The 15,628-nt window shown below is 71.9% G+C and carries 13 protein-coding genes; 5 read left to right on the forward strand and 8 right to left on the reverse strand.

Features of this window, described 5'->3' with window-relative positions; all coding sequences use genetic code 11:
• Positions 1–80: 80 nt before the first annotated feature.
• Both AOK16_RS12940 and AOK16_RS12945 read right to left on the reverse strand, forming a co-directional pair.
• Positions 81–1,283 (reverse strand): acyl-CoA dehydrogenase family protein, encoded by a 1,203-nt coding sequence (locus tag AOK16_RS12940; protein WP_055472408.1) that lies wholly within the window; start codon positions 1,281–1,283, stop codon positions 81–83.
• Between the two features lie 291 nt (positions 1,284–1,574).
• Positions 1,575–2,486: an SDR family NAD(P)-dependent oxidoreductase gene (locus AOK16_RS12945; RefSeq protein WP_055472409.1), complete on the reverse strand. Its 912-nt coding sequence runs from the start codon at positions 2,484–2,486 to the stop codon at positions 1,575–1,577.
• Between the two features lie 128 nt (positions 2,487–2,614).
• Here AOK16_RS12945 and AOK16_RS12950 point away from each other — a divergent pair, with 128 nt between their 5' ends.
• Positions 2,615–3,544 carry a cyclase family protein gene (locus AOK16_RS12950; RefSeq protein ID WP_055472410.1) on the forward strand — a complete coding sequence of 310 codons (930 nt, stop codon included), beginning with the start codon at positions 2,615–2,617 and terminating at the stop codon, positions 3,542–3,544.
• Between the two features lie 241 nt (positions 3,545–3,785).
• Here AOK16_RS12950 and AOK16_RS12955 read toward each other — a convergent pair whose 3' ends face one another.
• From AOK16_RS12955 to AOK16_RS12970, 4 genes are all read right to left on the reverse strand, one after another.
• Entirely contained in the window at positions 3,786–4,358 is a 573-nt protein-coding gene (locus AOK16_RS12955; RefSeq protein WP_240483544.1) for an ATP-binding protein, read from the reverse strand.
• Positions 4,359–4,757: 399 nt separating this feature from the next.
• Complete coding sequence (locus AOK16_RS12960) at positions 4,758–5,747, reverse strand: acyl-CoA dehydrogenase family protein (RefSeq protein ID WP_055472411.1); 990 nt, start codon at positions 5,745–5,747, stop codon at positions 4,758–4,760.
• Between the two features lie 8 nt (positions 5,748–5,755).
• On the reverse strand, positions 5,756–6,925 hold the full coding sequence (locus tag AOK16_RS12965; protein ID WP_055472412.1) for an acyl-CoA dehydrogenase: 1,170 nt from the start codon (positions 6,923–6,925) through the stop codon (positions 5,756–5,758).
• Complete coding sequence (locus AOK16_RS12970; protein ID WP_055472413.1) at positions 6,925–8,139, reverse strand: amidohydrolase family protein; 1,215 nt, start codon at positions 8,137–8,139, stop codon at positions 6,925–6,927. The genes AOK16_RS12965 and AOK16_RS12970 overlap by 1 nt, the downstream gene beginning before the upstream one ends.
• Before the next feature lie 155 nt (positions 8,140–8,294).
• Between AOK16_RS12970 and AOK16_RS12975 the strand changes: the two genes are divergently transcribed.
• Positions 8,295–9,857 (forward strand): class I adenylate-forming enzyme family protein, encoded by a 1,563-nt coding sequence (locus AOK16_RS12975; protein WP_055472414.1) that lies wholly within the window; start codon positions 8,295–8,297, stop codon positions 9,855–9,857.
• A 188-nt stretch (positions 9,858–10,045) separates the two neighbouring features.
• A complete protein-coding gene (locus AOK16_RS12980) occupies positions 10,046–11,482 on the forward strand; it encodes a hypothetical protein (RefSeq protein WP_055472415.1) in 1,437 nt (478 codons plus the stop codon).
• Positions 11,483–11,590: 108 nt separating this feature from the next.
• On the opposite strand, the gene AOK16_RS12985 is transcribed toward AOK16_RS12980, so the two are convergent.
• The gene (locus AOK16_RS12985; protein ID WP_079101321.1) at positions 11,591–12,937 is read right to left on the reverse strand and encodes an ABC transporter substrate-binding protein; all 1,347 of its coding nucleotides are present in this window, start codon (positions 12,935–12,937) and stop codon (positions 11,591–11,593) included.
• Positions 12,938–13,055: 118 nt separating this feature from the next.
• Between AOK16_RS12985 and AOK16_RS12990 the strand changes: the two genes are divergently transcribed.
• Both AOK16_RS12990 and purU read left to right on the forward strand, forming a co-directional pair.
• On the forward strand, positions 13,056–13,556 hold the full coding sequence (locus tag AOK16_RS12990; protein ID WP_107098338.1) for an SCO4402 family protein: 501 nt from the start codon (positions 13,056–13,058) through the stop codon (positions 13,554–13,556).
• A gap of 90 nt (positions 13,557–13,646) precedes the next feature.
• A complete protein-coding gene (purU, locus tag AOK16_RS12995; RefSeq protein WP_055472417.1) occupies positions 13,647–14,531 on the forward strand; it encodes a formyltetrahydrofolate deformylase in 885 nt (294 codons plus the stop codon).
• Positions 14,532–14,594: 63 nt separating this feature from the next.
• On the opposite strand, the gene AOK16_RS13000 is transcribed toward purU, so the two are convergent.
• Positions 14,595–15,290: an HAD family hydrolase gene (locus AOK16_RS13000; protein WP_055472418.1), complete on the reverse strand. Its 696-nt coding sequence runs from the start codon at positions 15,288–15,290 to the stop codon at positions 14,595–14,597.
• Positions 15,291–15,628: the final 338 nt, after the last annotated feature.

Below are 15,628 nucleotides of genomic sequence, written 5' to 3' on the forward strand. Positions count from 1 at the left end.
GGGGCGGGGCGGGGCCCCCGGAGCAGCCGCCGCGTCTTCCGCCCGTCTCGCACCCGCCGCCCCGCTCGCGCTGTCTGCCGTCATCGCGCTTCCTTCGGGAGGCCGAGCACCCGCTCGGCGATGATGTTGCGCTGGATCTGGTCCGAGCCGCCGTAGATGGTGTCGGCGCGGGAGAAGAGGAACAGGCGCTGCAGCGCGTCTAGTTCGTACGGGCGGTCGGCCGACCAGTCCGTCGGACCGAGCGCGGCGGCGGCGCCCCGCACCTGCATGGCCAGTTCGCCGAGGCGCTGGTGCCAGCCGCCCCACAGCAGCTTGGCGACGCTGGGGGCGCCGGGGTCGGCGCCTGACCCCAGGGTGCGCAGGGCGTTCCAGCGCATGGTGCGCAGCTCGGCCCACTGGCGCACGAGCCGGTCGCGCAGCACCGGGTCCTTCGTGGCGCCGGTCTTCAGCGCCAGTTGGACGATCTGGGCCAGTTCCTCGGCGAAGCCGATCTGCTGGACGAGGGTGGACACGCCGCGCTCGGTCGCCAGGAGACCCATGGCGACGCGCCAGCCGTTGCCGGGGCCGCCGACGAGGTGCTCGGTCCTGGCCACGGCGCCGTCGAAGAAGACCTCGTTGAACTCGGCGGTGCCGGACATCTGGCGGATGGGCCGGACCTCGATCCTGCCGGGCTGGTCCATGGGCACGAGGAGGAAGGAGAGGCCGTGGTGGCGTTGTGAGCCCGGCTCGGTGCGGGCCAGGACGAAGCACCAGTGGGCGTCGTGTGCGAGAGAGGTCCAGATCTTCTGGCCGGTGACGCGGTATGTGCCGTCGGCCAGGTCGCGGACGGCCGCGGTGCGCAGGGCGGCGAGGTCGGAGCCGGCGTCGGGCTCGCTGTAGCCCTGGCACCACAGTTCCTCGCCGCGGGCGATGGCGGGCAGGAATCGGTTGCGCTGCCCGTCGTCGCCGTGTGCGATGAGGGTGGGGGCCAGCAGCTTCTCGCCGATGTGGCCGACCCTGCCGGGGGCGGCCGAGCGGGCGTATTCCTCGGCCCAGACGACCTGTTGGGTCAGGGTGGCGGTCCGGTTGCCGTAGTCGCCGTGGCGGCGGTCCCAGCCGAGGCCGATCCAGCCGGCCGCGCCGAGTTCGCGCTCCCAGGAGCGGCGCGTGGGGGTGCGCTCGTGTTCGCTGCCGGGCCTGCCGTCGCGCGCGGCGGCGGCGTATTCGCCGACGAGGTGCGCGTCGAGCCACGCCCGCGCCTCGTCGCGGAACGCGTCGTCCTCCGGTCCGAAGCGGAAGTCCACGCCTTCTCCCCTCAGTTGCCGCGCGGGGCGCGGGGGTGGTGGTCAGCGTGGTCTGCCGTCAGGGCTGTTGCCGTGACGGCCCATGGCCCCGCGGACCCGTACACGGTGAGGTCTGGCGACACCCTCGGGGTGATCGCCAACCGGCCCCGTATGCCGGGTCCCGCAGCAGAGCGCTTCGACGGCCACGCCCGGGCGCCGGGGCTCTTCTGGCTGCCTCGCGCCCGCACGGCCACGTGCCGCTTGCCCCACAGCGGCATCCCAGGGGTCCGCCCCGCCCTCGCCGGACGGCGGCTACGCATTGGGGCGTTCCTTGGACGCCGCAGCCGCGGCCATCGCCTCGAGCTGGGTCAGCATCGGCATGGGGTCCGTGCCGACGGTGCCCGGGAGGAAGTCGGCGAGTTTCTCCGGGGTCCAGGAGCCGTCCGCGTAGGCGGCGCGCAGTTCCCTGGGCTGCGCCCAGACCGCGATCTTGGGGCCGGCGATCGTGTAGACCTGCCCGGTGATCCTCTCTTCTCTGGCGCGGTCGCTGAGCAGGTAGACGACGAGGGCGGCGACGTCCTCCGGCTCGCCGATCTCCTTGAGTTCCATGGGCACGTTGGCCGACATGCGGGTACGGGCCACGGGTGCCACGCAGTTCGCCGTCACCCCGTACTTGTGGAGCCCGAGGGCCGCGCTGCGGACGAGGGAGATGATGCCGCCTTTGGCCGCCGAGTAGTTGGCCTGGGAGACGCTGCCCTGGTGGTTGCCGCTGGTGAAGCCGATGAGCGTGCCGCCGCGCCGCTCGCGCATCACCGCGGAGGCGGCGCGGAAGACGGTGAAGGTGCCCTTCAGGTGGGTGGCGACGACCGGGTCCCACTCCTCCTCGCTCATGTTGAACAGCATCCGCTCGCGCAGGATCCCGGCGACGCAGACCACGCCGTCGATCCGCCCGTACCGCTCCAGCGCGGTGTCGACGACCCGCTGCCCGCCCGCCATGGTCGCGATGTCGTCCGCGACGGCGACCGCCTCGCCGCCCGCGGCCTCGATCTCCTTGACCACGGTCCCGGCGATCTCGCTCGCGGGCTCGGCGCCCTCGATGGAGACGCCGTAGTCGTTGACGACGACCTTCGCTCCCTCGGCGGCGCAGGCCAGGGCCACCGCGCGCCCGATGCCCCGCCCGGCACCTGTCACGGCAACGACCTTGCCTGCCAAGAAGTTCCCCACGCCGCGCCCCTTCCCGCAGTTTCTGACGGACCGTTAGATTCTCGGCAGAGGCGGGCGCGAAACACAAGACCCGTACGGCAAGACCCGTACGCCGGCGCACCCGCGCGGGACGAGGGAAGGGGAAGGCCATGCCATTGCCGCCGGAGTTCCACGAGATCGCCCAGCGCGTCAACAACTGGGGCCGCTGGGGCGCGCAGGACGAGGTCGGCACGCTCAACCTCATCACCGGCGAGGTCGTCCGCGCCGCGGCGGCCACCGTCCGCTCCGGCCGCCGCGTCCCGCTCGCGCTCCCCCTGGAACAGGACGGCGTGCAGACGGGGATGATCCCGGGGCGGGTCAACCCGCTGCACACCATGGTCGCCGTCAACCTGGAGATGTTCGGGCCCGGCACCGTGGCCACCAGCGACGACGCCGTGACGATGGGCCTCCAGGCCGCCACCCACTGGGACGCCCTCCCGCACGTCTCCCACTCGGGCCGGATCTACAACGGCCGCCCCGCCGACTCCATCACCGCCCACAGCCGGTCCGCGTTCAACGGCATAGACAAGGCCCGGCACATCGTCTCGCGCGGGGTCCTGCTGGATGTGGCCCGCGCCATGGGCACGGACGGCCGCCTGGCGGGCGACCACGCGGTCACCCCCGAAGACCTGGAGGCGGCAGAGGAGTTGGCGGGCACCGCCGTACGCGCGGGCGACATCGTGCTCGTCAGGACCGGCCAGATCCGGCAGTACCTGGCGGGGGACAAGCACGGGTACGCGTTCCCGTCCCCCGGACTGTCCATCCGCTGCCCGGAGTGGTTCCACGCGCGCGATGTCGCGGCCGTCGCCAACGACACCCTCGTCTTCGAGATCTTCCCGCCGGAGATCGAGGACCTGTGGCTGGGCGTCCACGCCCTGGACCTGGTCGAGATGGGCATGCTCCAGGGGCAGAACTGGAACCTGGAGGAGCTGTCGGAGGCCTGCTCCGAGGAGGGGCGGTACGAGTTCCTGCTGGCGGCGACGCCCGAGCCGTTCGTCGGCGGGACCGGGGCGCCCGTCGCGCCGGTGGCCGTGCTGTGAGCCACTCGCGCCGCGGGCCCGTGGCGCGGGAGCGCACGGGCCCGGTCGGCCAGGCGATGGCGGTGCGCTCGTGCGCGCCCCGAGCACGGCACAGCGGACCGCCACCCCGGACCGCGACCCGCACTCGCCAAGGAGTCACCACGGAAGGCCAGGGCGCCTCGACGTCCCCTCGCGGCGAATCGCTGCCCCAAGGGTCATCAACCGGACACCCGACGTCAACACCCGATCAGGACTTTGCAGATTATGCCCGATTTATGGCGGCGCAATGCATCTCGTATGCGCCCACTCCCAGAACGCGCCCCAGGGGCCCCTGCGGCCGGGGCTGCGGCTTGACGCGCGGCGCGGGCTCCGGATCGGCCTCGCGGGCGGCGGGCGCCTGCGCGCGGTCGATCTCGCACCAGATGCTCTTGCCACCGTCCTCGGGCTGCCAACCCCAGCGGTCGGCAAGGCCGGTGACGAGTTCCAGGCCGCGCCCATTGGTGTCCTCGCCCTGGGCCCGCCGCGGCGCCGGCGCGCGCGTGCTGCGGTCGGCGACCTCGACCCGTACGGCGGCCACGCGCGCGTGGCCGGCGGTCCCGCCGTCCGGGCCGGGGCCCTCGGACACGTCCGGCAGCAGCATCCGCAGGACGGCCGGACAGCCGGTGTGGACCACGGCGTTGGTGACCAGCTCCGAGATGAGCAGGATCAGGGTCTCGGCCAGTGGCTCGTCAGGTTCTATCCCCGACCCGGCCAGCCGCGAGCGCGCCCACCTCCGGGCCCGCCCCACCTCCGAGGGGTCGGGCCGGACCTCCAACTGAACCTGAAGCACCTGCACCGCTCACACCATCCGAACCGGCGGACACATCGCCTCGCGCCTCCATGCAGTCACTGAATGTGACTCCCATGGAAAACAGCATGGTTGACGTACAGTCACCCCAACAAGCGCTTCGGGCATATTCCGACGCAACGGAGTACGCGTGCTGCATACTGTGCGGCGCTCATCGAGGGGAGTCCAACAGCGGGGGATTCCGCGCCCCCACCGGGCACGAGCGGGGCGCACGCGCTTCGCCGGCCTCGCCTCAGGGGCCTCGCCGGGGTGGTTGCGCCTCCGTACCACTCGCACCCCACGGAGCGTACCGGAGGTGATCCGCGACTCCCTCCTGTGACGAGTCACGTCTAGGACACAACCCGGTATCAACGCTCCGTGACGCCCGTGACGGACCCAACGCCCGGATCATGGCGACAATTCGTCGATCAGGCCATCCGCCAGGAGATCTTCCGCCTCGTGCGCGGATTGCCACTGCTCCTTGCGCACCCAGGCCCTCTTGAGGTGCAGGTGCACATCCGCCTCCCAGGTGAAGCCCATGCCGCCGTGGACCTGGAGGCAGTCCCGGGCGTTGTTCACGGCGGCCTCGTCGGCGAGGAGTTTGGCGCCCGCGATGTCGTGCGGGGCCTCGGTGACGGCGGCGGCGTAGACGGCGGCACGGGCCAGTTCCGCCCGCACGAGCATCCGGGCGCACAGGTGCTTGATCGCCTGGAAGGCGCCGATCGGCCGTCCGAACTGCTCGCGCTCGCGCGCGTACCGGACGGCCGTCGAGACGGTACGGGCCGCGCTGCCGAGTTGCAGGGCGGCCGTCAGCAGGGCTGCCTCGCGCCGCACAGGCCCCTGTGGCAGCCCAGGCGCCTCTCGCCCTTCCGCGCCGCTCCGGAGGCGGCACAGGGGCGTCAGCGGGTCCACGGACCGCAGGGGCGCCGAGGGCAGCTCGGCGGGGCGCACGGCGGCCACCGGGGCGCCGCCCTCGCTCCCCACCAGTACGGCGTCGGCCGACTCCAAGTGCTCGATCAGCCCCGAGGGTTCGAGAGCCGTGACGACCGGTCCCATAGGAGGCGCCTCCGCCGAACCGCCCTCCAGGGCACCGTCCGCGCCCGGGACGGCTCCATAGGTGACCGCCAGGTGGGTCGCGACGAGCGGCCCGGGCAGTAGGGCCCCGCCCGCCACCTCGAAGAGCAGCACCGCTTCCTGGAGGCCGAGCCCCACCCCGCCGTCCGCCTCGGCCAGCCGCAGGGCGAAGAACCCCGCCTCACCGAGTTCGCGCCACAGTCCCCGGTCCAATGGGGGCCCTTCCACGGCAGCCCGCAGCCGGTCGCGCCCGAAGCGGCCCTCCAGGAGCGCCTGGAAGCCCGTCCGCAGCGCCAGCTGGTCCTCTGTGAGCAGGAAGTCCACCGCTCCTCTCACCGCCCCTTCGGCAGGCCGAGGATGCGCTCGGCGACGATGTTCCGCTGGATCTCGGAGGTGCCGGCGGCGATGGTGTACGAGAGCGAGGAGAGGCGGTCGGCGACCCACTCGTGGTCCGCGTCCAGGCTCCCGGCGCCCAGCACCTCGGCCGCCGCCTCGTACAGCTCCTGGCGGGCGTGCGAGTACCGCAGTTTGAAGACCGAGCCGCCGGCCCCCGGCACCCCGCTCCCGCCGCCGCGCAGCGACCGCTCGGCCTCGCTGACGTTCCACTGCGTCAACCGCCACAGGGCCGCGAACTCGGCCGCCAGGCGCCCCAGCCGGCGCCGCAGCGCCGGATCGTCCCACCGGCCGTCGGCGCGGGCCGTGCGCGCGAGTTCGCCCAGCACGCGGCGGCAGGCGACGACCTCGCCGACGAACGCCGTGCCCCGCTCGAAGGAGAGGGTGACCATGGTGACCCGCCACCCGTCGTTCTCCTCGCCCACGCGGTTCGCGACGGGCACCCGGACCTCGTCCAGGAACACCTCGGCGAACTCCTCCGACCCGGCGAGGGTGCGCAGCGGCCGTACGGTCACGCCGTCCGTGTCCATGGGCAGGGCGAGCCAGGTGATGCCCCGGTGCTTGGGCGCCGCGGGGTCGGTGCGCACCAACAGCTCGCACCAGTCGGCGACTTCAGCGTGGGAGGTCCAGATCTTGGATCCGCTGACCACATAGGAGTCCCCGTCCCGTACGGCCCGGGTCCTCAGGGCGGCCAGGTCGGAGCCCGCGTCCGGTTCGCTGAAGCCCTGGCACCACACCTGCTCGCCGCGCAGGATGGGCGGCAGCCAGCGCCGGCGCTGCTCGTTCGTCCCCTCGGCGGCGATGGTCGGCCCGGCGTGGAGGAGGCCGACGAAGTTGGCCCCCACATAGGGGGCGCCCGCGCGTTCGGTCTCCTCCAGGAAGATGAGGTGCTGGGTCGGGGTGGCGCCGCGCCCGCCCGCGTCCTCGGGCCAGTGCAGGCCCGCGTACCCGGCGTCGTGGAGGGCCCGCTGCCAGGCGAGGTCGTGGGTCCGGCGGGCGGGCCAGTCCCTTGGGTCGGGCTTGGCGGGCAGCTTGGGCAGCGCTTCGGCCAGCCAGGCGCGCAGTTCGTGCCGGAAGGCCTCCTCCGCCTCGCTGTAGGCCAGGTCCATCAGCGGCCGAAGGACGGGGCGAGGCCCCGGTCGAGGTCCAGACTCAGCATCCGGATGGCGTTGCCGCGCATGAGCTTGTAGACGGTCTCGTCGTCCAGGCCCTTCACGTGGTCGAGGGCGACCTCTTTGGTGTGCGGGAAGGTCGAGTCCACGTGCGGGTAGTCGGTCTCGAAGGTGGCGTTGTCGCGGCCGACGACGTCCAGCGAGGCCACGCCGTGCTTGTCGCGGAAGAAGCACGCGAAGATCTGGCGGTAGTAGTACGTGGACGGCGGCTCGGGGATCAGGTCGCGCACCCCGCCCCAGGCTCGGTGCTCCTCCCAGACGTCGTCGGCGCGTTCCAGCGCGTAGGGGATCCATCCCATCTGGCCCTCGCTGTAGGCGAGTTTGAGCCGGGGGAACTTGACCAGGACGCCGCTGAAGAGAAAGTCCATCATCGAGGCCATGGCGTTGTTGAAGCTGAGGGAGGCCTGGACGGCTGGGGGCGCGTCGGGGGAGGCGGCGGGCATCTGCGAGGACGAGCCGATGTGCATGTTGACGACCGTCCCGGTCTCCTGGCACACCGCGAAGAACGGGTCCCAGTAGCCGGAGTGGATCGAGGGCAGCCCCAGATGGGTGGGGATCTCACTGAAGGTCACGGCGCGGACCCCGCGGGCGGCGTTGCGCCGGATCTCGGCTACGGCCAGGTCGATGTCCCACAGGGGGATGATGCACAGCGGGATGAGCCGGCCCCCACTGTCGCCGCACCACTCCTCGACCATGAAGTCGTTGTACGCGCGCACGCACGCGTGGGCGACGTCCTTGTCGTGTGCCTCGGCGAAGGTCTGGCCGCAGAAGCGCGGGAAGGTGGGGAAGCACAGGGACGCCTCCACATGGTTCATGTCCATGTCCTTGAGGCGGGCTTCCGGGTCCCAGCAGCCGCGCCGCATCTCCGCGCGTGTGATGCCCTCCAGCGTCATGTCGTCGCGGTCGAAGCCGACGGCCGCGATGTTGCGCTTGTACGGGAACTTCAGGTCCTCATAGATCCACCAGTCGGTCGGCGGGCCCTCGGGGTCCATGGTGATGACGTACTTTCCGCCGACGTAGGCCAGTTCCCCGATGCCCTCGGTGACCGCCTTCGGGCCGCGGTCCCGGTACTTGGCCGGCAGCCAGGTCTCGAAGAGGTGCGCGGGCTCGATCACGTGGTCGTCGACGCTGATGATCCGCGGTAGCTCCATCGCCACGCCTCCCGATTTTCTGATGATCCGTCAGATTCCGTCGATCCGAGGCTAGCCCGCGACCCCTGGACCGACAAGGCGCGGACGTCTATGCTCCTCAATATCTGACGAACCGTCAGAAGAACCTTGCGAGAGGCCGTCCCGAGGGGGTCGCCATGACCGGTCCCGTCACCACCGATCCGGCCGGGGCGGCGCACGCCGCCACCGCCCACGACCTGTCCGGTTCGGCGACCCTCTGGGAGCTGGTCGAGCGGCGCGCGGCGCGCACGCCGGAGGCGCCCGCACTCCTCCAGGCCGCCGACTCCGCACGGGACGACCGGCGGCTGACCTTCGGGGGCCTGCGCAGGGCCGCCGAGCGCACGGCGGCGGGGCTGTACTCGCTGGGCGTGCGCCCCGGCACCCGGTTCGCCTGGCAACTGCCCACCCGCATCGAGACGGTGGTGCTGTCGCTGGCACTGGCCCGCCTGGGCGCCGTACAGAGCCCGGTCATCCCCATCTACCGCGACCGCGAGGTGGGGTTCGCGCTGCGCACCGCCGAGGCGGAGTTCTTCGCCCAGCCGGGCGTCTGGCGGGGTTTCGACTACGCGGCGATGGCGGAGCGCCTCCCGGCCTCCCCGCGCCTCCTGGAGGCCTACGAGGCCCTTCCCGAGGGCGATCCCGCGACGCTGCCGCCCCCGCCCTCCTCGGGGACCGACGTCCGCTGGATCTACTGGACTTCGGGCACCACCTCCGACCCCAAAGGGGTCCTGCACACCGACCGCAGCCTGATAGCGGGCGGCTCCTGCCTCGCGCACGCGCTGCGGCTCGGCCCTTCCGACATCGGCTCGATCGCCTTCCCGTACGCGCACATCGGCGGCCCGGACTACCTCGTGATGCTGCTGTTGTCGGGGTTCCCGGCCGTGCTCTTCGAGAAGTTCGCGATGCCCGAGGCGCTGGACGGCTACCGCAGGCACGGCGTGACCGTCGCGGGCGGCTCCACGGCCTTCTACTCGATGTTCCTGGCCGAGCAGCGCAAGGACCCCGCCCGAAGGCTCATCCCCAGCCTGCGGCTGCTGGCGGGCGGCGGGGCGGCCAAGCCGGCGGAGCTCTACCACGAGGTGCGGGCGGAGCTGGGCTGCCGACTCGCCCACGGATACGGCATGACCGAGGCACCGATGATCACCATCGGGTCGCCGGACGACACCGAGGAGCAGCTCGCCCACACCGAGGGGCGGCCGCCCGCCGGCATGGAGATACGGATCGTGGACGGGGAGGTGCGGCTGCGCGGCGAGGCGGTGTGCCGGGGCTATACGGACCCGGATCAGACCGCCGCCGCCTTCGACGCGGACGGGTTCTTCATCACCGGGGACCTTGGGCACGTACGCGAGGACGGGCACCTTGTCCTTACCGGACGGTTGAAGGACGTCATCATCCGCAAGGGAGAGAACATCTCGGCGCAGGAGATCGAGGAACTGCTCTACCAGCACCCGGACATAGCCGACGTGGCCGTGGTCGGGCTCCCGGACGAGACGCGGGGCGAGCGGGTGTGCGCGGTGGCCGTCCAGCCCAAGGGGGCCGGGCAGTTGACGCTGAAGGCGGCGACCGCCTTCCTCCAGGGACTGGGGCTGGCCCGGCACAAACTTCCGGAACAACTGGAGATCGTGGACGAACTACCACGCAACGAGACGTTGCGGAAAGTACTGAAATACCAGCTGCGGGAGCGTTTCGGGGGCGCGTGACGGACGCCTCATCAGGGCCTGATCCGGCCCTGACCAGCGAATGACCTGGACTTGATCAACAAGTGGGGCGGGACGGGCCGGTGGCCGGCCGGCGACCGTGGCATGGCAGCGGAATCACCCGGTAGCGTGAACCGACGCTTCCGTAAGTTCCATTCCGTTTCAGCATCAGCCATAGCCAAGGAGTCCCGGTGACGCACAGCGGACAGGGGAACGAGCCGCAGCTGCCTGCGACCCGGCCCGCCTACGAGGGCGTGGTGCTGCCCGCGCACGGCGATCCGTACGTGCCCGACCAGCAGACCGTGCCCGCCGCCGGGCAGCCGTGGGGCCAGCCCTGGGGGCCGGACCCGGCCGAGCAGCAGCCGCAGGTCCTGCCGGGCTCCGAGGCCGCTCCCGCGCCCGCCGTCTCTCCCGAGCAGACCCAGCAGCTGCGCCGCCGCGACCTCCACCAAGGGCTCCGGCAGGGCCATGACGCCGGAGCGCCGGGCGGCCCGGCGCACGGCCAGGCCGCCGGGGCTCCTGACGCCGAGGCCACGCAGTTCATTCCGCCGGTGCCCGGGGGCGGCCCGCTGCCGCCCGAAGTGCCCGCCGAGACAACGACGTTCCTGGGGCGCCGCCCCCTGCCGCCGCAGTCGCAGCCGGGCGGGTCCGACGCCGAGGCCACCCAGTTCATCGGCGCCCCGATCCCCGGTGCGGGCGGAGCCCACGCGGCCCAGTCGCCCGAACTGCCCGCCCGCACGCCTTATGGCATTCGCCCCGGTATGCCCGGTGACCGGCAGCCGCCCTCCGAGTTCGACGGGCTCTTCCGGGCCGACGGCGGACCCGAGGCGGCCGCCGCCACCCAGCAGTTGCCCGCCTACGGCGCCCAGCAGCCCGCCGTGCACCAGCCGTACGGCCAGCAGCCGTCGTACGGGGGCCCGCAGGCGCCCTCGCACGCGCAGCGGGGCCCGCACGGCTCCCAGGACCCCGACGGGGACGAGAAGCCGCGCAAGGGGCTCTCGCGGGGTGTTCTGATCGGCATGGTCGTCGCCGGGTGCGCCGTCGTGGGGCTCGTCGCCGGGGCCGTGCTCAGCGGCGACGGGGACGACACCGAACCGGCGGGCAGCGTTGCGCAGTCCAGCGCGCCGGCCGAGAACGACGGCGGCGAGAGCGCTCCGGCGGCCGACCCGGCCGAGGGCCAGGCCAAGGACCTCGACGCACTGCTGGCCGACAGCAACAACAGCCGCGCGGCGGTGATCAAGTCCGTGCAGAGCATCAACGGGTGCAAGAACCTCGACCAGGCGGCGCAGGATCTGCGCGACGCGGCTGGGCAGCGCAACGGTCTGGTGAGCCGCCTCCAGAAGATGTCGGTCGACCGACTGCCGAACCACCAGGCGCTCACGAACTCCCTCACGCGCGCGTGGAAGGCGTCCGCCGCCGCGGACGACCACTACGCGGCGTGGGCCGACCAGGTCGCCGCGGCGGGCAAGAAGGGCTGCCCCAAGGGGCGGGCGCGGATCACCAGCCACACGGGCGCCGGCAACAAGGCGAGTGGTGACGCCACCCAGGCCAAGCAGCAGGCTGCTGCCCTCTGGAACCAGATCGCCACCAAGTACGGCCTGACCAAGCGTCAGGTCACCGAGCTGTAGAGATCCCCTGACCCGCCCCTTCCCGAAACCGGGGCTCCGCCCCGGACCCCGCTCCTCAAACGCCGGAGGGGCTGGGTAGGAACTCCGGAGGGGCTGAACAAGGCGTCGTCAGCCCTCCGGAGGGCGGTCTTCCAAGGTCTTGGAGACGTCGATGAAGCCGTCGCGGGTGGAGACCAGGCGGCCCTTGCGGACCTCCTGGTAGGTGACCATGGCGTTGGTGATGCGGGGGAAGCCGCGGACGGCGAGCATGTCCTCGTAGCGCCAGCTCAGCTTCGGGGTGAGGCCGCCGGTGTCGACGCCGTCGGGCCCCACTCCCCCGTCGAGGGCGCGGCGGACGGACTCCGACGTGATGTCGCCGCCCTCCAGGGACTCGGCCGCGGCACGCAGCACGGTGTAGGCGATCCAGGTCGTCTGGACGCCGGGGTCGGCCGGGTCGATGCGGTTGTCGCCGAAGGCGTTCTCGCTGATGACCTTGCGCATCGGCGCCCAGCGCGGATCGCTCTCGACCGGGTACCAGCCCGTCACGGACGCCCCGTCCAGCGGGCTGGACCGCCCACCCGTACGCGTCACCAGCGCCTGCTGGACGCTGCCCAGTACGGAAGCGATCCGCACCTTGGGCCGGTCCTCCTGGAGGTGGCGGAAGGAGTCGAAGAAGGTGTCCGTCCGGTCCCCCAGGACGGCCGTCACGCACGCGCCGTCGGCCTTGGCCCCGTACTCGGCGGCCCCCAGGGCCGGGTCCGCGCCCGCCCGCTCCAGGGCCAGCTCGCCCTGGCGCGCGTAGTTGGTGGCGCTCTCCGGGGCGCGCACGTCGCTGGCGCGGCGCCGGTCGCCCGCCAGGAGGCCCGCGTTGAGCAGGGAGGGCATCTGATCGCCCGCAATGGTGTCCGGCCGCACGAGCGAGACCCTCTCGCAGCCGCCCGCGAGCTGCTGCCCGTTGCCCGCGAGCAGCGTGGCCACACCACCGTTGACCGGGTACGACAGCGGGCTGCCGAACTCCTCGTCGGTCAGACCGTATCCACCTATATAGGGAATGCCGGCGGCCTCCAGCTGCGGCATGAAGGACCCGCCGTGCTGGCTGTAGGAGCCGACGACCGCGACCACGTCCTCCGCCACCGCCCGGCGCGCACAACGTCCGGCACCTACGGTGTTGTTGCGGTCGTTGCAGGTGAGCACCTTGAGTTCGCGGCCGCCGAGACCGCCGTGCTTGTTGATCCAGCGCGCATACGCCTGCGCCATGGCAGGCATTCCCGGCATATTGGTCGCTTTGGTACCCTCTGGCGCCCAGGTCATGACGACCACGGGCCCCCGGGCAGGGGCGGAGGTTCCGGGCAGTTGGCCACACCCACCGAGCAGCGTCGCACCCGCCGCCATGGCCAACCCGGCGATCCCGGCGTTCTTGAGGGGACGAGGAGGAGAAGAGGGGCGAGGGAAGGAGGGACGTCGCCATCCGGTCATAGAGCTGCACCTTTCCGGCAGCCCCGGAACTCTGGAGTGACGTCGAGGTAAGAGCGGGTGACGCAGGGGTGAACAGCAGGGGCGCCGATCGGGCGGCGCTGTGAAGAACGTACGATCCATTGTTGTGCAAGGTTCGGAGAGGTCTTCCCGTCGCGGCCGTCGCTCGACCACCATGGGCGGCATGCCACTCAATGACATGCCGTGGTGGCGCTGGCGCAGCAATGTGCGCTCCGCGCTGCACATGCTCTCCGACCCCGCCTTCCAGCAGGAGTGCTGGCTGGCCGGGAGGGAAGGGTTCGGGGACGTCACCGACGCCGTGTACCGGCTCGTCGAGGACACCTGGCTCGACAGCTGGTCCGCGGACAAGTACGTCGGGACGATCTTCCGCGACGCCCAGGAGGCCGCCCTCGTGGACACCGCCGTGCTCCGGGTGCTGCGCATCATGCACCAGGTCGGCGCGGACGCCCCGGTCACCGCGTACATGGAGCACCACGGATGGCCGGAGGCCGTGCGGGCCGCGCGCGAGGCGCACATACGGCTCGCGGCGAACGACGGCGAGGACCCGGAAGCGCCGCCGCGCTCCCTGGAGGTTCTCGCGATCATGAACCGGACGGCTTAGTAGGCGCGCACCGCTTCGGGCACGGCGAAGCCCGCCGGGGTTATCCACAGGCCCCCCGGCGGGACGGGCGGGTGTGCAACGCTAAGGGGCATGAACGAGCCGCAGTCCGCCGCCCCCGCTCAGGCCCCTGAGCAGTACGTCCTCACTCTCTCCTGCCCGGACAAGCAGGGCATCGTGCACGCGGTGTCCAGCTACCTGTTCATGACCGGCTGCAACATCGAGGACAGCCAGCAGTTCGGCGACCACGACACCGGCCTGTTCTTCATGCGCGTGCACTTCTCGGCCGAGCAATCGGTGACGCTGGAGAAGCTGCGCGCCAGCTTCGCCGCGATCGGCGACCGCTTCGCGATGGACTGGCAGATGCACGCGGCCGAGGAGAAGATGCGGATCGTCCTCATGGTCAGCAAGTTCGGGCACTGCCTGAACGACCTGCTGTTCCGTACGAGGATCGGGGCGCTGCCGGTGGAGATCGCGGCCGTGGTCTCCAACCACCCGGACTTCGAGGAGCTCGTCCGCTCGTACGGGATCCCCTTCCACCACCTCCCGGTCACGCGGGAGAACAAGCCGGAGGCGGAGGCGCGGCTGCTGGAGCTGGTCGAGGACGAGGGGGTCGAACTCGTCGTCCTCGCCCGCTACATGCAGGTCCTCTCCGACGACCTGTGCAAGGCGCTGTCGGGCCGGCTCATCAACATCCACCACTCCTTCCTGCCGAGCTTCAAGGGCGCCAAGCCATACCACCAGGCGCACATCCGCGGCGTGAAGCTGATCGGCGCCACCGCGCACTATGTGACGGCCGACCTCGACGAGGGGCCGATCATCGAGCAGGAAGTGGAGCGGGTGGGGCACTGGGTCACCCCGGACCAGCTCGTAGCCCTCGGCCGCGACGTCGAGTGCCAAGCGCTCGCGCGGGCGGTGAAGTGGCACAGCGAGCGCCGCGTGCTGTTGAACGGGGCGCGGACGGTGGTCTTCGCCTGAGGCCGCGGCGCCTGAGGCGACGGGGCCTGAGACGACAGGGCCTCAGGCGACGGCGGTCCGGGGTCAACCGCCGCGCGTCTGGCGGGGGATGCGGGTTCCGGCCCAGGTGAGCAGTTCCGGCTCGGCCAGGGATGAGACCCACAGGTCCACCAGGGCCTGCTCCTCGCCCTCCGGGTGCGGGCCGACGCCGATGACGCGCAGACCGGCCCGCGCGGCGGACATGATCCCGCAGAGGGAGTCCTCCACCGCGAGGGAGTCGGTCGGTTCGGCGCCCAGGAGGCGGGCAGCGGAGGCGTACGGGTCCGGGTGCGGCTTGGGGAGCACGCCGTCGCCCGGCACGACGATGTGCTCGAAGTAGTCGAGCAGCCCGGCCGTGCCGAGGCAGAACTCGACCACGTCGCGAGGGCAGTTGCTGGCGATGGCCAGCGGGGCGAACCGGCCGAGCATGCCGACCAGTTCGACCGCGCCCGGCGCTGTGGCGGGGTCCTCCGCGACGCGTTCCGTGAAGGCGTCGAGCAGTTCGCGGGCCATCCGGTCGGCGAGGTCGGGCCGTCCGGCGGAGTCCGCGAGGAGGCGGCCGCAGTCGGTGTAGTGCAGGCCCTTGGTTCGGGCGGGGAACTCGGGGTCGTCCGCCAATTCGTGTCTGGTGCGGACGAGTTCTCGGGCGTGTTCCCAGTGGCGTTCGGTGTCCATCAGCGTGCCGTCGCAGTCGAAGACGACGGCCGCGGGGGTCCACGCGAGGAGGGGGTCCTTCTTCATGATGTCTCTGCCATTTCCGGGCGAGCGCCGGGGGATTGCGGCGTGGGCTTCACCGATCCTTGGACGCGGATCGAATTGCCCACGCGGCGGGCAGAGCCGCGTGGCGGAGTCTCTACGCTAACGCGATACGCGAAAGCTGGTCAATCCGCCCTCAAATGGTCATACCGGTCCGCCCCGGCGCACACCGGGTCGCTCGCGCTGAGCGGCACACCGTTCCGGTGTGGGCGCGGGTTCCATTCCGGTGCGGGCTCCGGCTCCGCCGGTGGGCGGGGACACCGTTCCGGTGTGGGCAGGCGTTCCGCAAGGGCGATGGGGGTCCCCCTGGACGGAGTCTGGGG

This window comes from Streptomyces pathocidini (genome assembly GCF_001418495.1).
GTDB classification, from domain to species: Bacteria; Actinomycetota; Actinomycetes; order Streptomycetales; family Streptomycetaceae; genus Streptomyces; species Streptomyces pathocidini.